Below are 20,796 nucleotides of genomic sequence, written 5' to 3'. Positions count from 1 at the left end.
CGACCACAGTTACCGTCCGTGCGCAGCTGTCCGACACCCATCGACCGGCAGCGGCACCTTCGGGATCCGCACCCGTCGCGGGTGCGCTGAAGGGGTCGGGGCCGTGTCAGGTAGGTGTTGCCAGGGCGAAGGGCAGAACTGCGGGCGCGCCCGCTGTGCGAAGAGCATGAGTGGCCAGGGTCATGGTCCAGCCGGTATCGGTGAGGGTGTCCACCAGGAGGATCGGGCCCTCTACCGAGCTGAGGTCGGGGAGTAGCCAGCAATTGTAGAGGGCGGCGACGCGGTGGGCGGAGTTTGCGGCCGAGACCGGGGGGCTGCCGGGGCGGGTTTGCAGGGTGCCGAGGTCTCGGAGGCGGCCGACCTCGGCGAGGCGGGCGGCCAGGGTGGCGGTCAGTACGGGGTGGCGCGGGGATTCCAGAGCTATGACCGAGGTGGGGCGGGTAGTCCAATTCCAGTCGCGCAGCACGGCGATGCACGCATCGAAGACCGTGTCAGGGATGGGGTCGTCGGGGGCGTCGAGAAGGGCACGCAGGCGCTGGCCCCAGCCGAGATCGGTGAGCCTGCCCAGGACGCGGCCGGTTTCCGCGCCGTCGGAGATCTTGCCGGACAACGGAATTCCGAGCTTCGCCATGCCTGTCGGCCACTGTTTACGCGGCGCCAGATCGAGGCCGGGGCGGTCGAGGCGGGCCCGGGTCGCGGCGATGGCCGCGGCGTCGACGGTGACGTCCGGCCGGGTGCCCGTGCAGTTGTCGCAGCGGCCGCAGCCGGGCGAATTCCCTTCCAGCGCAGGGAGTCCCGGGTCGTCGAGCTGACGGCGCAGAAACTGCATCCGGCATCCCGATGTGGACTGATAGTCGATCATGGCCTGTTGCTCGACCTCGCGGGCCGCGGCGAGGCGCTCGTAGCGCTCGGTGTCGTAGGTCCATTCCTGACCGGTCGCGATCCAGCCACCGCGGACCCGGCGCACCGCGCCGTCCACGTCGAGCACCTTGAGCACCATTTCCAGCCGGGAGCGGTTCAATTCGACCAACGGTTCCAGGGCCGCGGTCGACATCGCCCGATCGAAATCGAGCGCGTCCAGCACGGCACGCACGATGTGCTCGCGTGGAAAAGCCACCGAGGCAAAGTAACTCCAGATCCGGGCGTCCTCCGGGCCGGGCAGCAGCACCACCTCGGCGCGCTCGGTCCCGCGACCCGCACGACCCACCTGCTGGTAGTAGGCGATAGGCGAGGACGGCGCGCCCACATGCACGACGAAACCCAGATCCGGTTTGTCGAAGCCCATCCCGAGTGCGGAGGTTGCGATAAGTGCCTTGACCTCGTTGTTCAGCAGCGCGGTCTCGAGCGCCTCGCGTTCGGCGGTATCGGTCTGCCCGGTATAGGCGGCCACATTGTGCCCGTGCGAATTCAGGACATCGGCGAGATCGTGCGCAGCGGCGACGGTGAGGGTGTAGACGATGCCGGAGCCGGACAGCTCGCCGAGGTGTCCGCTCAGCCAGGCGGTGCGCTCGACCGCGTCGGCGAAACGCACCACCGACAGGTGCAGCGATTCCCGGTCCAGGGTGCCGCGCAGCACCAACGTGTCGGTACCGATCTGCGTGGCCACATCGGTCACCACCCGATCGTTGGCCGTCGCGGTGGTGGCCAGGACCGGAACGTCGGAGCCGAGATCGGCGATCAGTGTGCGGATCCGCCGATAGTCGGGCCGGAAGTCGTGTCCCCAGTCGGAGACGCAGTGCGCTTCGTCGATGACGACGAGTCCGGCATCGGCGGCGAGTTTCGGCAACACCTGGTCGCGGAAGTCCGGGTTGTTCAGCCGCTCCGGACTGACCAACAGCACATCGACCGCGCCCGAGGCCACCTGATCGTGGATCTCGTCCCATTCGGTGACGTTGCCCGAGTTGATCGTCGCCGCCACCACGCCCGCGCGTTGCGCGGCCGCGACCTGGTTGCGCATCAGCGCGAGCAGCGGCGACACGATCACCGTCGGCCCGCGCCCCGCCCTGCGCAGCAGCTTGGCCGCGATGAAATACACCGCCGACTTACCCCAGCCGGTGCGTTGCACCACCAACGCCCTGCGCCGTTGCACCACCAGCGCCTCGATTGCCGTCCACTGGTCCTCGCGCAGCCGCGCCTGCGGCCCCGCGAGTTCGCGCAGCAGCTCTTCGGCACGCTCGCGCAGATCTGGCGAGGTGAGGTCGATCGCTTCGCTGTGGGCCGCCGTGGTCATGGGCTCCATCGTGCCGGATGGCACCGACAGCCGTTCGGGCCGCGTCGTCGGCGAGGCGTTGCGGGGTAGTCGTCGCGGAGGATTTCCGGAGACGGCCAAGGTCGCCGCGCGCGAATCAGTGAGGCCGATGACGGTGATCGGGGGTGATAGTCACGGTGCATCACCCCGCTCGCGCTCCGACGCCTGCGGACGCCCGACGCTGGAACACCCCGGCCCTGCCCGCGCGTACCCTCTTGCTCCGATCGCGACCAGGGCGAGTACCGGATGGTCGTGATGACATGAGCGGGCACTGCGTTTGTCCTGCGCCGATCCCGTTACGAAACGTGAAATCCCGCTGGACACCGGACAATAGGGTGAGAGGATTTCCTCGGCATCGCGGGACCGCGCAGGAGGCAACCATGTCGAGCAGCCATCAGCCACCACCCGGTTGGTCACCGCCCGGCGCCCAGTTCCGCACCAGGGGCAATGCCGCACGGACTGTGGTCGGTATCGTGATCGGCTCGGCGGTGACGCCGATCGGGATCGGGCTTGCCGCCCACGGCGCACTGGACACCCGACAATGGGTCATCTTCGGCGACGTGGGCGCACGGTGGGGATCCACCTTCCACATGGTCGGCGGGGCGCTACTGCTGTTCCTGGTGACAACCTTGGCGGCCTATTCCCCGGCAGGCACCGTGATCGCCGGCCTCGTCTGGGGCCTCATCCCGGGTATCGCGCACGTCACCTTCCCCGACGACACCTGGCGCTTGGTCGAAGACCTACCCCGCCTCTCGGGCGAAATGCACCAAGCGCTGCACGCCTGGCTGATGAACGGCTTCGCCCTCATCACCGGCATGATGCTGGTCGGCTCCGGCATCGCCGCCACCATGAGACGTCGCTGAACCGGCCCCACCCTGCTTGCGGCGGCCCTCGAGGTGGCCTCGGACAGCCGGGTCTGCTGCCGATGGCGAAAACGAGAAGTCGGCGATCGGTAACGGCAAGCAGGCCTGCCGGCCAAGTCGGCCGCACCCACACTCGATGGGCGCGGCCACCGGTCAACCCTTCACACAGAGCACTTGACGCAGCGTGGCGACAATGTCGACCAGGTCTTGCTGTGCAGCGATGACCTCGTCGATGTCCTTGTACGCGGCCGGGATCTCATCGACCACGCCCGCGTCCTTGCGGGACTCGACGCCCTCGGTCTGGGCGATCAGGTCGGCGACGGTGAACTGCTTCTTGGCCGCGTTGCGGCTCATCCGTCGTCCCGCACCGTGCGAGGCCGACTGGAACGAGGCCGGATTTCCCTTGCCGCGCACCACATAGGAGCGGGTGCCCATCGATCCGGGGATCAACGCGAGGTCGCCCGCCCCGGCGCGCACCGCGCCCTTGCGGGTCACCAGCATCGGTACGCCGTCGATCGTTTCCTCGGCCACATAGTTGTGGTGGCACGATATGGGGTCCTCGAAACGCACCACACGGCCGGCGAATTCGTTCCGGACCGCACGGCAGACCAGCGACAGCATCACCGCGCGGTTACGTGCGGCATACTCCTGCGCCCAGGTCAGATCGCGCCGATAGGCATCCATTTCCGTTGTACCGGAGAGGAATACGGCCAGATCGCGATCCGGCAGATCGGCGTTGTGTGGCAGCCCCCGAGCGACGGTCATGTGCCGCTCAGCGAGTTCCTTGCCGATATTCCGGCTGCCGGAGTGCAGCAGAATCCACACCGAGTCGTTCTCGTCCAGGCACACCTCGATGAAGTGGTTGCCGCCACCCAGCGAGCCGATCTGCCTGTGCGCCTTGGACTCCAGCGCCTGCACGCCGGGGTTCAGCGACCCAAAGGACGACCAGAACCGATCCCAGCCTGTCTTGTACCGTGCGAGGTCGCCGTGCGAGGCGGCGAACTCCGCGCCGAGCCGGGTGATATCGACCGCGTTCTTGTGCGCCTGGAAACCGACCGGAACCGCCGCCTCGATGCGCGAGCGCAGTGAATGCAGATTGTCCGGCAGGTCGGCTGCGGTGAGGTCGGTCTTCACGCTCTCCATGCCGCAGCCGATGTCGACTCCCACGGCGGCGGGCGCCACCGCGTCCTTCATCGCGATGACCGAGCCGACGGTCGCGCCCTTCCCGAGATGCACGTCCGGCATCACGCGGACGCCGTGCACCCAGGGCAGTTGCGCGATATTTCGCAGTTGCCGCAGCGCGGCCTGCTCGATGTCGTGCTCGTTGGCCCACATCAGTGTCTGCGCCCTGGTACCGCGCAGCTCGACGGGAAACATGGGGAACGTCCTTCTCTCGATTGATCTGTTCCCCCAACGCTAGAGGTCGTCGCGCCGGCCTCGCACCCCATTATCCGCCGTCAGGACTCCATGAAATAGGGCGCGAGGCCACATAATTTCCAGGTCCGCCGTGGCGGGGCCTTCGTTACCGCTGCCACCGCTGTGCTGAACACTGCGGCCGAATTCATCCCGAATGAGCGCTCGATGTCGGTCCGTGCTGTGGGATGGGCGGGTAGTGCCGCTCCGCAGTGCCGTGCGCGACGGCGGCGACCAGTCGTTCGGCGTCGGCGACGGTGATCGCGTCCGCGGCCAGCCATTCGTCGAGCAGTAGGCCGAGACCGCGACGCCAGAGTTTCGCACCGAGATAGTGCAGCTCAGGAAGTCCGTAGCCGTCGGAGGAATAGCACAGCGATCGGAATGGCGCGAGTTCGAGCGTCTCGGCCAGCACGGCCGAAGAGCGATGTCCCACATAGGGGATTGCCAGTCCGACATCCATCAGCACATGCGGATAAGCATGCGCGAGATACGCGGCGTTGCGGTGGAAGGGCCAGCAGTGCAAGAGCACGACGGTGAGCTCGGTATCCGCGGTCGAACGCAGGAAATCGGTGAGCAGCAGAGGATCGGCGCCTGTCGAGCGCAGGTCCGTGTCGCCGAATCCGGTGTGGAACTGTAGCGGGAGACCCAGCTCGGCGCCGAGGCGCGCGCCGAGTCCGACAAGGCGGCCCAGTGTCTGCGGATCGGTGAGACGTTGTTCGGACGCGACCGTAGTAGGGCCCGTGTGCACGAGGGGAAAATCCAAGCCGCACCGGTAGGCGACAATCGTCTTGAAGCCGACAGCGTGTCGGGCTCGCTCACGCAACGCCGCTTCAACATGATCGAATAGTGTTGCCGGCGTGCCGATCTCGGCAATCACCTGTTCGGCGACCTGCTCGAGGCGTACAATCTCGCCGACCTCTCCCGCCGCGAGCTCGGCAAAGGCCGCCAGATCGTCGGATCCGAAACCGGTGTCGAGGAACCATCGAGTCGTGCCCGCCGCACGCAATAGGCGCGCCGAGACCTCCCGCCAGCCCAGGTCGGCGCGACGGGTGAGATAGTCGTCCGGTTCGGAATGCGGCGGCAGGTCGAGGACGGGCGCACACCAGCGCCGGACCGCGAGTCCGATCGATGACTCGAATGTTCCGCGCTGCCCCTCGCCCAGCAACTCCTCGAAGTGCGGCAGATCCAGGTCATCGGTGATCACGCCGTGGCAATGGTGGTCGGTGAGCGGGACGCTGTCGGTGAGCACCGCTAGAACCGCCAGCGCGTGAGCTCGACCAGCTCGGCCGCGGGGGTGTGGCGATAGCGCTCGGCCTCAGCGCGGCGCACGGTGAGCAGCGCGTCGTGCAGCTCGGGTCCCATGGCCTCGGCGAGCACGGCCGACTCCGCAAGTCGATCCGCGGCCTCCGACGGCGCGGTCGGCAGTCGGCGCACACCGGAGATCATCAGCGCTTCGGCATCGAACGTCGCGGGGTCGCCGGTGATTTCGGCAGGCAGCCGGAGTTCTTCGGCGATGCCGGCGAGCCCGGCCGCGATGACCGAGCCGACGATCAGGTAGGGGTTTCCCGTCGCGTCGAAGCATTTGACCTCGGCGTTGGCTGCCCATGGTTCGGTGCCGCGTACGCCGGTCACGTAGCGCAGTGCCGCCTCCCGAGCCTCGCGGCCCCAGCATTGCCACACCCCGGCCCACCGGGACGGTTCCAGACGCAGGAAGCTCGCCGGGTTGCCTGCGCCGACGGCGACCAAGGCGGGCAGTTCACGCAGCACACCGGCCAGGAACGCTTCGCCCGCGCCGCGCATACCGTAGGGGCCACGGCCGCCCACGAACAGTGAACCGTCCTCATCGTGTGCCGAAAGGTGGAGGTGGGCACCGGAACCCGCGCCGTCTGGCTCGATACAGGGCGCGAGTAGCGCACGCCAACCGTGTTGCAGGCTGATCTGTCGGATGGTGTGCCGCAGCAGCACCGCGTCGTCGGCGGCCGTGACCGGATCCGCCGCCGCGACCGATAATTCCAGTTGTGACAGCGCATATTCGGGATGGAACTGCTCGACAGTGATCCCTTGCCGCTGCAGCGCGGTGACCAGGTCTCTTGCGTAGTCGCCGACTTGGCCGAAGCGAATGATGCCGTAGGCGGGGCCGGGCACGGCGGGAGTGAAACCGTGGCCGTCGGGATCGTTCTGTCCGACCGACCACTCGGTTTCGAAGGCCATCGACAACCGCACACCCACCTGTTGCGCCGCCTCGGTCTGTCGCGCTGCGAAGGCACGCTGGCATGCGGTGAAACGTGCACCATCCTGGGTGAACTTGTCGGCAGGTGCCCAGGCCCAGCCGGTCTGGCAGGCGAGCTCGGTGAGCCTCGACAAATCCGGAACCAGACGCAGATCGCCATCCGGGCCGCCGAGATACCGCCCGACGGCCATGAGATCGTCGAACGCGAACGTCTCGAAGCACGGTGACACCCCGATGCCATACCGCGCCGCATCCGCGAGCCGGGATTTCGGCACCGTCTTGACTCTCGTGATGCCGGCGTTGTCCACGAACGACAGCACGACCATATCGGCGTCCAGCCTGCCGATGACGGCCTCCACGTCGCCGTCGGCGGGTATGCGTTCCGGCATGGTTGGCATGAACCGCAACGATAGTCGGCGACGGTCGCGGTCGGAGGAGACTCGGCGGCAGCGTGTTCGATATCGGGCGGCCCGGGCGCGCTACCGCGGCGGGAGCGCCGCCTCGATGCGTTCCCGTGTCGGTATCGAAGAACTCGCGCCGAGGGTGGTCGTTGCCAACGCGCCGGCCGTACTCGCCCATGCCAATGCTGCTTCAGGGCCACGGTGCCAGGCGGCGGCGAGAGCGCCGGTGAAGGTGTCGCCCGCACCGGTGGTGTCGATGACCTCGACTCGGGGACTCGACCGCGACAGCTCCCTGCCGTTGGGGCCGCGGTAGGTGGCACCGTCCGCGCCATGGGTGACCACCAGATGCGCGACGGGCTCGAGATCGGAACCGAGGTGTTTGGCCTCGCCCGAATTCACCACCGCCACATCGACATGCGCCCATAGGTCGGCCATCAGATGTTGTGCCGGAGAAGGATTCAGCACCACCACCGTGCCGTTCTCGCTGGCATGCATGATCGCGGCTGCCACGGTATCGACCGGAATCTCCAACTGGCACAGCAGAATATCGGCCGCCGCGATCACGGCCAGATCCGTGTCGGTGAGTGCCGTCATGGTGGCATTGGCTCCGCCGACCACGATGATGCTGTTCTCGCCGCCCGCATCGACCGCGATCGCGGCGATTCCGCTCGGACCGGCGACGGTGCGCAATCGCTCGATACCGACGCCCGAATCGTTCAGCACGCCCCGCAGCGCACCGGCGAAGACGTCGTCACCCACCGCGCCGAGGAATTCGACGGCCCCGCCTGCGCGCTGGGCCGCGATCGCCTGATTGGCGCCCTTCCCGCCGGGCACCATGGTGAACCCGGTGCCGAGCACGGTCTCTCCCGGAGCGGGGCGGCGCTCGGTCATGGTGACGAGGTCCATATTGATGCTGCCGAGCACGGCGATGGCGGGCTTGCTCGAGTCGGCGGTCATATGCGCGACGGTAGTCCCAGCCCGCGACGCTCTGTGTCACACGGGGGTGCGCCGTGTGACTCGGCACCGACGATCCGGCCGCGTGCGGGCGCCGGTGGAGTACAAGGTGGGGCGAACAGCGTTGCCGTTCCCGCGCTACCCCCGGGCGTCATTTCGCCCGCGAACGGGTGGCCGCGCAGCTGTACCGGGGGCCTCGAGTGGGTGAAACCGGTGCAAAACCGGGTGCGTAGGCTGTACCCATGACGTCAGGTACGACGACCGAGCAGGATACCCGCGAAGTGGTGCACGAGGCCGCGCGCAAGGCTCACGTCGCGTCCCGGGTGCTGGCTCGACTGACCACTGCGCAGAAGGACGTCGCGTTGCATGCCGCGGCTGATGCGCTGCTCGCCACCGCCGACACTGTGCTCGCAGCCAATCTCGAAGATCTGCTGGTCGCGAAGTCTTCAGGCGTGGAGGAGTCGCTGCTCGACCGGCTGCGGCTGACCAAGGCCAGAATCGACGGCATCGCCTCCGGGCTGCGACAGGTCGCCGGGTTGTCGGATCCGGTCGGGACGGTGGTGCGTGGTTCGACGCTGCCCAACGGCCTGGAGATCCGCCAGGTGCGGGTGCCGCTCGGCGTGGTCGGCATGGTGTACGAGGCGCGGCCGAATGTCACTGTCGACGCATTCGGGTTGGCGCTGAAATCCGGCAATGCCGTACTGCTGCGCGGCTCGTCCTCGGCGGCGCATTCGAACAGCGCCCTTGTCGCGGTGTTGCGGGAAGCGCTTGCCACGCAAGGCATTCCGGAAGACGCCGTGCAGCTGCTGCCCAGCGCCGACCGCTCCAGCGTGACACACCTGATCCAGGCGCGCGGCCTGGTCGACGTAGTGATCCCGCGCGGCGGCGCCGGTCTGATCAATGCCGTGGTCCGCGACGCGACGGTGCCGACCATCGAGACCGGCACCGGCAACTGCCACATCTACGTGCACTCCGCCGCCGACCTGGAGATGGCCGAGAACATCCTGATCAACGGCAAGACCCGCCGTCCGAGCGTGTGCAACGCCATCGAGACGGTGCTCATCGATGACGCGATCGCCACCACTGCGGTGCCGCGCCTGATCGAGGCACTGGAACGCCACGGCGTCACCGTCCACGGTGACCTGCCCGGTCTGGTGCCCGCCAACGAGAAGGACTGGGGCGAGGAATACCTGACCCTCGACATCGCGCTGAAGGTGGTCGACGACCTGGACGCGGCCGTCGAGCACATCAACACCTGGGGCACCGGCCACACCGAAGCCATCGTCACCGGCGAGGTCGCCGCGGCACGCGAGTTCACCAGCCGAGTCGACGCGGCCGCGGTCATGGTGAACGCGTCCACCGCGTTCACCGACGGCGAGCAGTTCGGCTTCGGCGCCGAGATCGGCATCTCCACACAGAAGCTGCACGCCCGCGGCCCGATGGCGTTGCCGGAACTGACCTCCACCAAGTGGATCGTGTGGGGCGACGGCCAGATCCGGCCGGTTTAGAGCTCTGGATAGATTGAGGAGTGCGGCGGGTCGTTCCGCTCACCCCGAGGAAGGACAACCCGTGGCGGAAGCACCGCAGCAGCCGATTTTCACGTCGGTCGACGATGTGATCGAACGGCTCGCGACCACCGGCTACCTGGCCGACAAGGCCACCGCCACTTCGGTGTTCCTGGCCGACCGGCTCGGCAAGCCGCTGCTGATCGAGGGCCCGGCTGGTGTCGGAAAGACCGAGCTGGCCAGGGCGGTCGCGCAGACCGCAGGCGCCGAATTGGTGCGTCTGCAGTGCTACGAGGGTGTCGACGAGGCCCGCGCACTGTACGAGTGGAACCATGCCAAGCAGATTCTGCGTATCCAGGCCTCCAGCGAAAATGACTGGGAAGAAACGAAAGCTGACGTCTTCACCGAGGAGTTCCTGCTCACTCGGCCACTGCTGACCGCGATCCGGCGCACCGAACCTACAGTGCTGCTGATCGACGAGACCGACAAGGCCGATGTCGAGATCGAGGGTCTGCTGCTCGAGGTACTCAGCGATTTCGCGGTCACCGTCCCGGAATTGGGGACCATCACCGCCGAGCGCAAACCGTTCGTGGTGCTGACCTCCAACGCCACCCGCGAACTGTCCGAGGCACTCAAGCGCCGCTGCCTCTACCTGCACCTGGATTTCCCGGACGAAGAGCTGGAGCGCCGCATCCTGGCCAGCCGGGTGCCGGAGCTGTCCACGGCGGTCGCCGCTCAGCTGGTGCGTATCGTGCACGTGCTGCGCGGCATGCAGCTCAAGAAGTTGCCCTCGGTCGCCGAGTCGATCGACTGGGGTCGCACGCTGCTCGCGCTGGGGCTGAACGACCTGGACGACAAAACGGTGCGCGCCACGCTCGGCGTCGTACTCAAGCATCAGGCCGACCACCAGCGTGCGGTCACCGAGCTGAAGCTGGCCTGAGTCATGTCGACGGGATCGATCCCTGCGGACGCCGCGTTGATGGGTGCGCCGCACGGATTGCCCGGGCACCTGGTCGGATTCGTCGAGGCGCTGCGGGCGCGCGGTATTCCGGTGGGTCCCTCGGAGACTGTGGACGCCGGCCGGGTGGTGACCGTGCTCGACCTGATGGACCGCGAGGTGCTGCGCGAGGGGTTGGCGTGTGCGTTGCTGCGCCGCACCACACATCGCACGACCTTCGACGGGCTGTTCGACCTGTGGTTTCCGATTGCGGTGGGTGAGCGCACCGCGGTAGGCGACGAGGTCGAGATTCCCAAGACATCCTCGGGCGAGGTGGACATCCAAGCCCTACGGGAATTGCTCGCGGAACTGCTGGCGCAGGAATCGGCCGAGGCGCAGCTGGAGGCGCTGGCCGCGCAGCTGGTCGAGCAACTCGGTCAGTATCAGTCTGCGAGTGGGTCGTCGTTCTCGGCCTACAAGGCCTTGAAAGACGTTCAGCCGCAAACCTTGCTTGCCAAGATCCTGGCCGGTCTGGCGGCAGGCCCGGACATCAGCGCGTTCGATACCGAGATCGCCAGACGGGCCGTTCGTGGGCGCATCGACGGGTTCCGTGCGTCGGTGGAAGCGGAAACCCGGCGGCGGGTGGCCGAGCGGATCGGCCGCGAACGCGTAGCGAGCTACGCCGTCTCGCGGCAGTCCGAGGACGTCGATTTCCTGCGCGCCTCGGAATCCGAGCTGATCGAGATGCGGCGCAGCAGCCAGCGACTCGCGCGCATCCTTGCGTCTCGACTTGCGGTGCGGCGCAGGCATTCCCGTCGCGGCGAAATCGATCTGCGCAAAACCCTGCGGAAGTCGATGTCGACCGGCGGCGTGCCCGTCGACCTGGTGAATCGCAAACCACGGCCCGGCCGTCCCGAGCTGGTCCTGCTGTGCGATGTGTCCGGCTCGGTGGCGGGCTTCAGCAACTTCACCCTGCTGCTGGTCAACGCGCTGCGCGAACAATTCTCGCGGGTAAGGATTTTCGCGTTCGTCGACCAGACCGACGAGGTCACCCGATTCTTCGATTCGCGCACGCAGCTCGACACTGCGATGACCCGGATCTTCACCGAGGCGGCTGTCGTCGGCATGGACGGGCACTCCGACTACGGCAATGCGTTGGCGGGATTCGTCCGAGACTTCCCCGATGCCGTCACCGCCCGCAGCTCACTACTGATCCTCGGTGATGCCCGGACCAATTACCGTGACCCCGAACTGGATACGGTGCGATCGCTGGTGCGCACCGCCAAGCACGCGCACTGGCTCAATCCGGAGATGCGCACCAACTGGGGTTCCGGCGATTCCGCCGCCGACAAGTATCAGCAGGTGATCGAGATGCACGAATGTCGCTCGGCCAGCCAGCTGACCGCGGTGGTGTCTCGGCTGCTGCCGGTGTGAGAAGCCGATATGGAGGAGGCGAAACTGCTGGCGTACTGCCTGGCCAAACCTGGTGCCTGGCAGGATGAACCGTGGGAGGGCGATATCGTCGCCAAGGTCGGCGACAAGATATTCGCATTCCTCGGATCGACCTCGGTCGGTCTCAAATGCGGCCGCAACCGGGAGGAAGCCGACGAGCTGATCAGGGTCTACCCGCAGGACGTGGCGGCCTCCGCCTACATCGGTAGGTATGGCTGGAACACTGTCGAGCTCGGCGGCGCGGTGCCCGACGACGAGCTCACCGAACTCGTCGACCAGTCCTATGACGCCGTCATGAGCAAGCTGCCGAAGTCGAAACGCCCCACCGTCTGAAGGTTGTCAAGCTTTCGTTAAGCCGACCATTGGCGGGTAGCAGCACTATCGGTCGCCATGGTGAACAGAACGCCGGACAGCGCTGGTTCTGCGGGCGGCGCGGCGGCGGACCACAGCTACGCGTTCCCGGTGGATCTGTGGGGAGTCGTCGATGCGGTGACCGCCGCGTTGGACACCGTCTGCGCGTCCGAGGAACCGACATCGGCTCCGGTACGCGCCGCGCCCGCGCCGCTCGACTGCGACGTGATTCTGGGTGCCCTTCCACTCGACCCCGGTGCCCGCTCGGTGTCTGGACGGTCGCGGTGCCCGTAACGATCGCATCTGTGCGGACAGCGCTCTCGGAGCCGACGAGCTCGGGACCGAGATCCTCGGTGTGCTCGAGGTGGCCGCCTCCGTCTGCTCGATGGGTGTCGAACCATCACTGCGCCGTGGTCGGCGGACCGAGCCGAATCGCCGACCTCGCCTGGGCCGTGACCGCGATCGAATCCCTTTACGGCCGAGCGCTATTGAGGACTCACTGTCCGCTGCGACCAGCCGACACCCTGCTGATCGGTGAATTCCTCGACCGGGTGACACCACGCTCGGTCGGTGCGGGTGTTGCGGTGGGGTCTGGGTGATATGAGACCGGTAGGGGAGGCGTGAGATGGACCCGACAGAGATCCGAAGCGCATTGGCGCACAGTTGTTCGCTGCCGGACGGGCGCGGGCGAACGCAGCGATTGGCGACACTCGCCGCGGCCGCGAAGGTAGGGCCGGACCGGGCCCTGGAGGGGGCGGTGCTGCTGGAGTTGGCCAAGGCGTACGCGCAAGGGGGCGAACGGGATCTGGCGCCGGTCGCCTACGCCAGATTGTTGCGGATCCACGATGACTTTCCTGCCGAACTCGGCGCCATCGCGCCATCGGTGCACTGGTATCTGAAGTGGATGACGTCGGGATTGATCGGGAACCCCGCCGCGCCGCTTCCGACCATCTATCGGTGGCTCGATGAGCTCGAAAACCGCTATCGCCAGCAGGGGTACAGTGCCCGTCCGGTGCTCGCGCTGCGCTCGAACCTGGCCCGGGAACTAGGCGAACACGAACACGCAGCGCGCCTGCTCGATGCCGCGATGGCCGCGCCGCGCGACGGCATGTCCGACTGCGAGGCGTGCGAACGCAACGAATGGGGCGTCACCAGCGCGCGGGCCGGTGACGACCAGGCCGCACTCGCCCAGTGGCGGCCGGTAATCGACGGCGAGCGCAGCTGCGCGGAGCAGCCGCACCGAGTGCTCGCGCACGCATTGCTCGCGCTGGTGCGCACCGGCCACACCGCGCAAGCACGCAATGCGCATTTGACCGGGTATCCACTGGTCCGACACAGTCCCGATCTCCGGCCCTCGGTCGCCGAACACATCGAGTTCTGTGCCCTCACCGGCAACGAAGCGCGTGGCCTCGACATCCTCGCCGCGCACGCCGCGTGGCTGACCGATCGCGGCACCGACGCCGCCGCCCGGTTGTCGTTCACGGCGGGAGTGTCGGTGCTGTTGCGCAGACTCGAAGCCCTCGGCCTCGGTGCTGTCGCTGTCGGTCTCGCAACGGTGCACTCGTTGCGCGCGGACCTCGCGATCGAGATCGGTGCGCTGTCGGACCGTTTCGACGCCCGCAACGACAGCACCGTTGTCAGTGCCGGGGTCGCAATGCGACTGGCACAACAACCGCTGCTCGAGCACCTTCCGCTCGGTCTGCGCAACACTTTGCCGGGCCGAGCCCGCCCTCGGGGCACGGTCACCGCAGCAGGCCGGGTCACCGCTGCCACCGAACGGGAGGCCGAGGCACTGTGGGTGGCAGGTCTGGCCGCGGCCCGACTCATCGACCAGCCCGCGGTGGCGGAACGGTATCTGCGGCGGGCTCTGTCGATCGGCGCGACCGTCTTGCCTGCCGAACACCTGGCGCGGCTGAGTTCGCAGCTCGTGATGGTGTTGTCCGGGCAGCCGGGACATGAATCCGAATTGGCCGACGCGGCAGTCGAGGCCGTCGCGCGATGGGAGGGGATTTCCGACGCCGACGCCGTGCATCTCACCTTCGTCGCGGCGCGTGCCTTCCATCGGGCCGGACGGTACGGCCAGGCCGCCGCATTGTTCGAGCAGCCGATTGCCGCGGGCAAGGCCCCCTACCCGGCCGCCGAGATGGCCGTGCTGGGCAAGCAGTATGCCGAATCACTGCGCAGGCTCGGCCGATTCCGCTCGGCGGCAAGGCAATTCGTCGAAGCCGCACGTTTGGTCCAAGACGACCCCGAGCATAACGAGCTACAGGCCGACCTGGTCTGGGCGGCGGCGACCGCGCTGGAAAACTGCGACGAAGATGACCAGGCGCTGGTGGCCTATCTGCGTGCCGCTCAGCTCTGGGGTGAGCTCGGTCGAGTGGGTCCGCGGGCCAAGTGCCTGCGCTCGGCCGCCTGGGTGCAGGTATGGAGCCGAAGCGTCGAAGCCGACGAGAGACCCTGGCTGGCGACGATGGGCGGGTTGCTCGCCGAACTGGAACAGCTCGCAGGCACCGCGCCGTCGGCCGAGGTGACCAACGAACTCGCGCACACCCACAGCCAGCTGGCGGATATGCGGCGCGAAGTCGGCGACCCGGGTGCACCGGACCGCTGAGGTCCACTGCCTTCACCCCGTCGTCCATCCGGCTCGAAGGCCCGAACTACACCATCGACGTACCGCAGGTAACCGGCGGGAACCCCGGCGCGCGAGCGGAATTCAACGACGGAATGGGCGTGCTGGCTGGCGGTTGGATCGCGCAGCTCGTTCCCGGCACCTCGCTCATCGGCGGCGAGAGCGCGGTGGTGCGCATCGGCGCGCACGTCCTCAGCGGCGAGCTGGTCGTCATCGTGTACACGCAGGGCGCCGCGCATCCGAACAACTTCTACCGCACCCACGTGACGAACGTGGACACCGGTCGACCGATCACGCTGACCACCCTGTTCACCGACACCCGAAGGGGCTTGGAGGCGTTGTCGGCGCAGGCCGCGCTGCTGGTGCCGAAGACACGGGCGGGCGCGGACTACCGTATGGAAGCCATCGCCCCCGAGGAGCGGAACTTCGAGAACTGGCTGGCCACCCCGGAGGGCATGCGGATCGTGCTCGGCGAAATCGGGCCGCACGCATTGGGCAAGATCGAGATCACGGTGCCATGGTCCGAGCTGGACAGTGTGTTGCGGCCGGGCATGCGGGAGGTTGTCGGCTCCTGACGGCAGCTGCGACATGCGGGCAGTCGTCCACCGACGATCCGGTAGTGAATAACTAGGCTGTACCGGGCATCGTCTGGGAGGGTTCCGCGAATGAAGAAGACCGTCGCCGCCATCGTGGCCGCAGTGCTGGCCGCCGTGCTCACCGCGTGTGGATCCACCGATGAAGCCGCACTGGCTACCACGGTGTCGGCCACGTCCGCCGCTGTCGAGTCACCCGCGCCCGACTCGACCTGGGGGTTCACCGCTACCACGGTGCGCTTGGAGGGCGTGGGATACAGCGTCGACCTGCCACAGGTCGCCGGTGGGAAAGAGGACGCGCGCACCGAATTCGACAAGGGGATGCGCGCCGAGGCGGACAAGTTCATCCGGGACGCGGGCCCGGATATCAAGGTCACCGGGTTCCGCAGCGAGGTCGCCCGAATCGGCCGCCATGTGCTCAGCGGCGTGCTGGGGATCGAGGTCGACACCGGCGGCGCACATCCAGCCACCTACAAGGCCACCCACGTAACCGACATCGACACCGCGACGGCGCTCACCCTGCCCGATCTGTTCACCGACCTGCAGCAGGGACTGAACGTGCTCTCGAGCCAGGCGGCGGAACTGCTGCCGAAGACGCGGGTCGGCACGAATTTCTACTTCAAGGAAGATCTCGAGCCGAGGGTGCAGAACTACGAACGCTGGGTCGCGACCCCGGCGGGTATGCGCATCTATCTCGGCGAGATCGCGTCGCACGCGATGGGCTACATCGACATCACCGTGCCGTGGTCCGCGCTCGACGGTGTACTGAAGCCAGGTATGCGGGCAGTCGTCAGCAGTTGACGGCGTATCAATGCGCGGCCACACCCGCTCCTGCGGCCCGTTCCGTGCACGCTCGACGACGTCGTACGCGGGCAACCCGTTAAGCTCGGCACTCATGCACGAGACAGGTCGGCGCCGACGCAAGCTAGGCGTGATGGGCGGCACATTCGACCCCATCCATCACGGTCACCTGGTCGCCGCCAGCGAGGTCGCGAATCGGTTCGACCTCGATGAAGTGATCTTCGTCCCGACCGGACAGCCATGGCAGAAAGCGGACAAACAGGTCAGCCCGGCCGAGGATCGCTATCTGATGACAGTGATCGCGACCGCCTCAAACCCGCGATTCTCGGTCAGTAGGGCCGACATCGACCGGGGAAAGGTCACCTACACCGTCGACACCCTGCGCGAGATGCGCAGCAAGCATCCGGACGCCGAGCTGTACTTCATCACTGGAGCGGATGCTCTGTCCAACATCCTGACATGGCAGGATTGGTCCGAACTGTTCGAACTGGCGAAGTTCGTCGGGGTGAGTCGACCGGGGTATGAGCTGAATGCCGATCATCTCGCGGAGCATCTGCGAGACCTGCCGGTCGACGCGGTGACCATGATCGAAATTCCGGCCTTGGCGATTTCGTCGAGCGAATGCCGTCGCCGCGCGGCCGAGAATCGGCCCGTGTGGTACCTCGTCCCCGACGGGGTTGTGCAATACATATCGAAGCGGCACCTTTACGTGCCCGCAGGAGCGGAAGGTAGCTGAACGTGAGCAAGCGCAGCGAGGTTGTGGCATGAGCGCATCTGTCGAATCAGTGGAGATGGCGCAGGTTGCCGCACGTGCGGCCGACGAGAAGCTGGCTTCCGACGTCGTCGTGCTCGACGTCTCCGAGCAGTTGGTGATCACCGACTGCTTCGTGATCGCCTCCGCGCCGAACGAGCGGCAGGTGAACGCCATTGTCGACAATATCGAGGAGAAGCTCCGCGAGGCCGGACACAAGCCGGTCCGGCGCGAAGGTACCCGCGAGGGTCGCTGGGCGCTGCTCGACTACGTCGACGTGGTGGTGCATATCCAGCACAACGACGAGCGCAATTTCTATGCGCTGGAACGGCTCTGGAAGGACTGCCCGGTGGTTCCCGTGGAAGGCATCGGCGCGCCGCAGCAGCTGCCGGTCGCGAGCAATGGTGAATCCGTGAACGGCGAGCCTGTGCGCGGTGAAGCGGGGGACGACTCCGAGTGAGCAGACATGCCGGCGTCCGCACCCTGATCCTGTTGCGGCACGGGCAGACCGAATGGAACGCCTCCGATCGGATGCAAGGCCAGATCGACACCGACTTGACCGAACTGGGCCGCCGCCAGGCGAAAGAGGCTGCCCGTCAGCTGGTCTCGCGCAACGCCATCGCCATCGTGTCCTCCGATCTGCGGCGCGCCTTCGACACCGCCTCCGCGCTGGCCGAACACACCACGGTGCCGGTCGTCAAGGATGCGCGGCTGCGTGAAACCGACCTCGGTGACTGGGAGGGCCTGACCCACCTCGACGTGGACGCTGACTACCCCGGTGCCCGCATCGCCTGGCGATTGGACGCGACGTACACCCCGCCCGGCGGCGAGAGCAAGCTCGAGGTCGGTGCACGGTCACTTCCGGTGGTCCAAGAATTGTTCGCCGACCGGCAGGATTGGCCGGGCCGGACTATCATCCTGGTGGCGCACGGCGGGCTGATCGCCGCCCTCACGGCCGCGCTGCTCGACCTGCCGCCGCAGAACTGGCCTGCCCTTGGGGGCTTGGCCAACACCAGTTGGGTGCAGCTGAGCAGCCACGGCCCGAGCATCGATCAACCCGGTTGGCGCCTGGATGTGTGGAACGCAGCGGCGAAGGTGGCCCCCGATGTCCTCTGAAGAACCGATTCGGCAGGTTCCGGACGAACTGTTCCGGCGCATATCGGCCAAGCCCGAACGGGCTGTCCCCGACGCGCTGTTCGGACCCCCTCCGGTCAAGAAGCCCGTCGAGCCGGTCGAACCCCAACCTGTGGCCGACGTGGAGGCCGAGGCGATTGTCGCGGAATCCGCGCGCGACGCGACCGAAACCGCGTCCGCCGCAGTTGAATCCGGGTCCAGCGCTACCGGTTCGGTGGCCGATGCTGGTGAGTCTGTGGCCCCTGCCGCTGCTGCGGTGGCCCCTGCTGTCGAGGTAGTAGCCCCTACTGGGGAATCCGCGTCCGGCGCTGATGGGTCGGTTACCGGCGCTGGCGAGTCCGCATCCGGCGCAGCCGAATCCGGGGAAGATGTGGTCGCGCCTGCTGCCGGAGAACCTCCTGGAGCCGCCGACACCGCAACCTCCACGGCGGATCCGGTGGCTGCTGCCGTCGACTCGGCGACTTCCAGTGACGAGCCCTCCTCTGCCACAGTGAATTCCACGCCCGGCCCGGTATCGGTGGCCGACGCGGTCAGATCGAATGCGGGTGCGGGCGTGCCTACCGGAGCCGCCGCGGCGCCACTGGGCGATTCGGGCTCGGTGGCCCCGACTGTCGACGCGGCGTCCGCGGTAGCGGAAACCGCCCCGTCCACAGCTGTGGTGTCGGATACCGAATCCGACACCACAGCAAGCGAATCCGGCAGCTCCGCCGCAGCCGTGCAGATGGTGGCCGTCGGCGCGGCCTCCGCTGCGGCGGTCGAGACGAATCCATCTGTGACTGTTGGAGCGGCCTCGGTTGTGGCTGTCGGGCTCGACGCGCCGGTGACTGCTGGTGCGGACGCGGCTGGTGCGGATGCCACGGTGACTGCCGACGCGGACTCGATCACCGCGGCCGGGCAGTCTGCGGCGCGGCCGGTGTTGCTGGTGATCGCGGACTCGCTGTCCTACTTCGGACCGAAGGGCGGGTTACCTGCGGATCATCCGCGGATCTGGCCGAACCTCGTCGGCGCCGAACTCGATTGGGATGTCGAGCTGGTCGGACGCATAGGTTGGACCTGCCGGGATGCGTACTGGGCGCTGATCGGTGATCCTCGTGTGTGGGCGGCGGTTCCGCGTGCGGGCGCGGTGGTGTTCGCGGTCGGCGGGATGGATACGCTGCCGTCGCCACTGCCGACCGCGTTGCGTGAGTTGATCCGCTATGTGCGTCCGCCCGCCATCCGCCGCGCGGTGCGCGGCACCTACAACTGGCTGCAGCCGAAGCTGTCGAAGCTCGGCCGTCCGGTGGCGCTCCCCCCGAAGGTAAGCGTCGACTACCTGGAGCAGTCGCGAGAAGCGCTGTCGCACTTGCGTCCAGACCTGCCGGTTGTCGCGGTGTTGCCGTCGGTGCACAACTGCGACGCCTATGGTCGCGTGCACTCGGGCCGGGAGCGCGCGGTGCGGGCGCTGCGCCAATGGTCGGCCAGGACCTCGGTGCCGCTGGTCGATCTCGGTGAAGCGGTGCGCGACAATATCTTCTCCGGTGAGGCCAACCCCGACGGCATCCACTGGGGCTGGGCCGGACACACCGCGGTGGCCACCGCGATGGTGAAGACTTTGCAGGAGGTTCGGTAGTTGGCCGTTGTGGTCGTCACCGATTCCTCCGCCAGCCTCCCCGCCGAGCTCGTCGACGAGCTGGACATTGCCGTCGTACCGCTGCATGTCCTGGTGGGTGATCGCGCGATCCGTGAGGGCGTCGACCCCATCGATATCGACTATTCCTCCGACACCGTGACCACCTCGGCCGCCTCGCCGGGCGAACTACGCGCGGTCTACGAGCAAGCGCTGGAGCACAGCGGTGGTGATGGTGTTGTCGCGGTGCATATTTCGCGCCAGCTGTCGGGGACCTGGGAGGCGGGCAGGCAAGCGGTCCGCGATATGGATGCCGCCGACCACGTGCGGCTGGTCGACTCGCTCGGCGCCGGCCTGGCTACCGGGCTGCCCGTGCTGGCCGCGGCCCGTCGAGCCCGCAGCGGCGCCGCGCTGGACATCGTCTACGACACCGCCGTCGCCGCGTCGAGCCGCTCACGCACCTTTGTTCTGGTGAATCGCACCGAACAGCTGCGCCGTGGCGGCCGATTGAGCAGCGCTGCCGCATTTTTCGGCAGCGAACTGGTCACCAAGCCCTTGTTGCAGATCGTCGAGGGCCGCCTCGAGCTGCGCGAAAAGGTCCGCACTCGCTCCAAGGCCTACGCCAAACTCGTCGCGGCAGCGGTCGATGCGGCAGGCGACGACGGCGCCGCGGTAGCCGTCCAACATCTCGGCGCGGAAGAAGTGGCGCACACCGTTGCCACCCAACTCCGCGACTTGGTCCCCGGCATTCGTGAACTCATCATCGCCGAATTCGGCCCCGCCCTCGGCGTCCACCTCGGCCCCGGAGCTGTCGGCGTCCTGGTCGTGCCCGGTGGCTGCGCCTGAATCACCTGCCCCCGGTCCGCGGCGGGTAAACCGATCTGTTTGATCGCAAAGGGGTTCGGTGCAGGTGGATCGGGTTAGGGTC

20 protein-coding genes are annotated in these 20,796 nt (G+C 67.4%); 15 read left to right on the top strand and 5 right to left on the bottom strand.

The window, feature by feature from the left end:
- Positions 1 to 106: 106 nt before the first annotated feature.
- Entirely contained in the window at positions 107 to 2,230 is a 2,124-nt protein-coding gene (locus AB0M74_RS22935; RefSeq protein ID WP_366528309.1) for a RecQ family ATP-dependent DNA helicase, read from the bottom strand.
- A gap of 398 nt (positions 2,231 to 2,628) precedes the next feature.
- Here AB0M74_RS22935 and AB0M74_RS22930 point away from each other — a divergent pair, with 398 nt between their 5' ends.
- Positions 2,629 to 3,111 (top strand): hypothetical protein, encoded by a 483-nt coding sequence (locus AB0M74_RS22930; protein WP_366528308.1) that lies wholly within the window; start codon positions 2,629 to 2,631, stop codon positions 3,109 to 3,111.
- A 153-nt stretch (positions 3,112 to 3,264) separates the two neighbouring features.
- On the opposite strand, the gene AB0M74_RS22925 is transcribed toward AB0M74_RS22930, so the two are convergent.
- From AB0M74_RS22925 to AB0M74_RS22910, 4 genes are all read right to left on the bottom strand, one after another.
- Positions 3,265 to 4,488, bottom strand: a complete 1,224-nt coding sequence (locus AB0M74_RS22925; RefSeq protein ID WP_366528307.1) for an RtcB family protein — start codon at positions 4,486 to 4,488, stop codon at positions 3,265 to 3,267.
- A gap of 184 nt (positions 4,489 to 4,672) precedes the next feature.
- Positions 4,673 to 5,773: an amidohydrolase family protein gene (locus AB0M74_RS22920; RefSeq protein ID WP_366528306.1), complete on the bottom strand. Its 1,101-nt coding sequence runs from the start codon at positions 5,771 to 5,773 to the stop codon at positions 4,673 to 4,675.
- A 2-nt stretch (positions 5,774 to 5,775) separates the two neighbouring features.
- A complete protein-coding gene (locus AB0M74_RS22915; RefSeq protein ID WP_366528305.1) occupies positions 5,776 to 7,152 on the bottom strand; it encodes a glutamine synthetase family protein in 1,377 nt (458 codons plus the stop codon).
- A gap of 81 nt (positions 7,153 to 7,233) precedes the next feature.
- Entirely contained in the window at positions 7,234 to 8,112 is an 879-nt protein-coding gene (locus AB0M74_RS22910; RefSeq protein WP_366528304.1) for a ribokinase, read from the bottom strand.
- Between the two features lie 239 nt (positions 8,113 to 8,351).
- On the opposite strand from AB0M74_RS22910, the gene AB0M74_RS22905 reads away from it, so the two are divergent.
- The 14 genes from AB0M74_RS22905 (at position 8,352) to AB0M74_RS22840 (ending at position 20,714) form a co-directional block, all read left to right on the top strand.
- Entirely contained in the window at positions 8,352 to 9,617 is a 1,266-nt protein-coding gene (locus tag AB0M74_RS22905; RefSeq protein WP_366528303.1) for a glutamate-5-semialdehyde dehydrogenase, read from the top strand.
- A gap of 61 nt (positions 9,618 to 9,678) precedes the next feature.
- Positions 9,679 to 10,554, top strand: a complete 876-nt coding sequence (locus AB0M74_RS22900; RefSeq protein ID WP_366528302.1) for a MoxR family ATPase — start codon at positions 9,679 to 9,681, stop codon at positions 10,552 to 10,554.
- Positions 10,555 to 10,557: 3 nt separating this feature from the next.
- Positions 10,558 to 11,985 carry a VWA domain-containing protein gene (locus tag AB0M74_RS22895; protein WP_366528301.1) on the top strand — a complete coding sequence of 476 codons (1,428 nt, stop codon included), beginning with the start codon at positions 10,558 to 10,560 and terminating at the stop codon, positions 11,983 to 11,985.
- Between the two features lie 9 nt (positions 11,986 to 11,994).
- The gene (locus AB0M74_RS22890; RefSeq protein ID WP_366528300.1) at positions 11,995 to 12,336 is read left to right on the top strand and encodes an MmcQ/YjbR family DNA-binding protein; all 342 of its coding nucleotides are present in this window, start codon (positions 11,995 to 11,997) and stop codon (positions 12,334 to 12,336) included.
- 57 nt (positions 12,337 to 12,393) lie between these two features.
- Positions 12,394 to 12,648 (top strand): hypothetical protein, encoded by a 255-nt coding sequence (locus AB0M74_RS22885; RefSeq protein ID WP_366528299.1) that lies wholly within the window; start codon positions 12,394 to 12,396, stop codon positions 12,646 to 12,648.
- Between the two features lie 95 nt (positions 12,649 to 12,743).
- Entirely contained in the window at positions 12,744 to 12,953 is a 210-nt protein-coding gene (locus AB0M74_RS22880) for a hypothetical protein (protein ID WP_366528298.1), read from the top strand.
- 26 nt (positions 12,954 to 12,979) lie between these two features.
- Positions 12,980 to 14,965 (top strand): tetratricopeptide repeat protein, encoded by a 1,986-nt coding sequence (locus tag AB0M74_RS22875; RefSeq protein WP_366528297.1) that lies wholly within the window; start codon positions 12,980 to 12,982, stop codon positions 14,963 to 14,965.
- A gap of 113 nt (positions 14,966 to 15,078) precedes the next feature.
- Complete coding sequence (locus tag AB0M74_RS22870; RefSeq protein ID WP_366528296.1) at positions 15,079 to 15,558, top strand: RsiV family protein; 480 nt, start codon at positions 15,079 to 15,081, stop codon at positions 15,556 to 15,558.
- Between the two features lie 90 nt (positions 15,559 to 15,648).
- Entirely contained in the window at positions 15,649 to 16,377 is a 729-nt protein-coding gene (locus tag AB0M74_RS22865) for an RsiV family protein (RefSeq protein ID WP_366528295.1), read from the top strand.
- 94 nt (positions 16,378 to 16,471) lie between these two features.
- Positions 16,472 to 17,113 (top strand): nicotinate-nucleotide adenylyltransferase, encoded by a 642-nt coding sequence (nadD, locus tag AB0M74_RS22860; RefSeq protein WP_366528294.1) that lies wholly within the window; start codon positions 16,472 to 16,474, stop codon positions 17,111 to 17,113.
- A gap of 28 nt (positions 17,114 to 17,141) precedes the next feature.
- Entirely contained in the window at positions 17,142 to 17,588 is a 447-nt protein-coding gene (gene rsfS, locus AB0M74_RS22855) for a ribosome silencing factor (protein ID WP_366528293.1), read from the top strand.
- The gene (locus tag AB0M74_RS22850) at positions 17,585 to 18,244 is read left to right on the top strand and encodes a histidine phosphatase family protein (RefSeq protein WP_366528292.1); all 660 of its coding nucleotides are present in this window, start codon (positions 17,585 to 17,587) and stop codon (positions 18,242 to 18,244) included. Before rsfS ends, AB0M74_RS22850 begins: the two co-directional genes overlap by 4 nt.
- A gap of 877 nt (positions 18,245 to 19,121) precedes the next feature.
- Complete coding sequence (gene octT / locus AB0M74_RS22845; RefSeq protein WP_366528327.1) at positions 19,122 to 19,871, top strand: diglucosylglycerate octanoyltransferase; 750 nt, start codon at positions 19,122 to 19,124, stop codon at positions 19,869 to 19,871.
- Positions 19,872 to 20,714 carry a DegV family protein gene (locus AB0M74_RS22840; RefSeq protein WP_366528291.1) on the top strand — a complete coding sequence of 281 codons (843 nt, stop codon included), beginning with the start codon at positions 19,872 to 19,874 and terminating at the stop codon, positions 20,712 to 20,714.
- Positions 20,715 to 20,796 lie beyond the last annotated feature (82 nt).

Origin of the sequence: Nocardia sp. NPDC051463 (genome assembly GCF_040681975.1) — a bacterium.
Classification (GTDB): Bacteria; Actinomycetota; Actinomycetes; order Mycobacteriales; family Mycobacteriaceae; genus Nocardia.
The sequence above is the reverse complement of the archived record's forward strand: the minus strand, read 5'-3'. Positions and strand labels throughout refer to the sequence as shown.

What these genes read in the sequence shown, in the direction of transcription:
- AB0M74_RS22935 (WP_366528309.1), bottom strand. Translation starts at nt 2,230, where the DNA reads ATGACCACGGCGGCCCACAGCGAAGCGATCGACCTCACCTCGCCAGAT.
- AB0M74_RS22930 (WP_366528308.1), top strand. Translation starts at nt 2,629, where the DNA reads ATGTCGAGCAGCCATCAGCCACCACCCGGTTGGTCACCGCCCGGCGCC.
- AB0M74_RS22885 (WP_366528299.1), top strand. Translation starts at nt 12,394, where the DNA reads ATGGTGAACAGAACGCCGGACAGCGCTGGTTCTGCGGGCGGCGCGGCG.
- nadD (WP_366528294.1), top strand. Translation starts at nt 16,472, where the DNA reads ATGCACGAGACAGGTCGGCGCCGACGCAAGCTAGGCGTGATGGGCGGC.
- AB0M74_RS22890 (WP_366528300.1), top strand. Translation starts at nt 11,995, where the DNA reads ATGGAGGAGGCGAAACTGCTGGCGTACTGCCTGGCCAAACCTGGTGCC.
- AB0M74_RS22895 (WP_366528301.1), top strand. Translation starts at nt 10,558, where the DNA reads ATGTCGACGGGATCGATCCCTGCGGACGCCGCGTTGATGGGTGCGCCG.
- AB0M74_RS22870 (WP_366528296.1), top strand. Translation starts at nt 15,079, where the DNA reads ATGGGCGTGCTGGCTGGCGGTTGGATCGCGCAGCTCGTTCCCGGCACC.
- AB0M74_RS22905 (WP_366528303.1), top strand. Translation starts at nt 8,352, where the DNA reads ATGACGTCAGGTACGACGACCGAGCAGGATACCCGCGAAGTGGTGCAC.
- AB0M74_RS22875 (WP_366528297.1), top strand. Translation starts at nt 12,980, where the DNA reads ATGGACCCGACAGAGATCCGAAGCGCATTGGCGCACAGTTGTTCGCTG.
- AB0M74_RS22910 (WP_366528304.1), bottom strand. Translation starts at nt 8,112, where the DNA reads ATGACCGCCGACTCGAGCAAGCCCGCCATCGCCGTGCTCGGCAGCATC.
- AB0M74_RS22915 (WP_366528305.1), bottom strand. Translation starts at nt 7,152, where the DNA reads ATGCCAACCATGCCGGAACGCATACCCGCCGACGGCGACGTGGAGGCC.
- AB0M74_RS22865 (WP_366528295.1), top strand. Translation starts at nt 15,649, where the DNA reads ATGAAGAAGACCGTCGCCGCCATCGTGGCCGCAGTGCTGGCCGCCGTG.
- rsfS (WP_366528293.1), top strand. Translation starts at nt 17,142, where the DNA reads ATGAGCGCATCTGTCGAATCAGTGGAGATGGCGCAGGTTGCCGCACGT.
- AB0M74_RS22925 (WP_366528307.1), bottom strand. Translation starts at nt 4,488, where the DNA reads ATGTTTCCCGTCGAGCTGCGCGGTACCAGGGCGCAGACACTGATGTGG.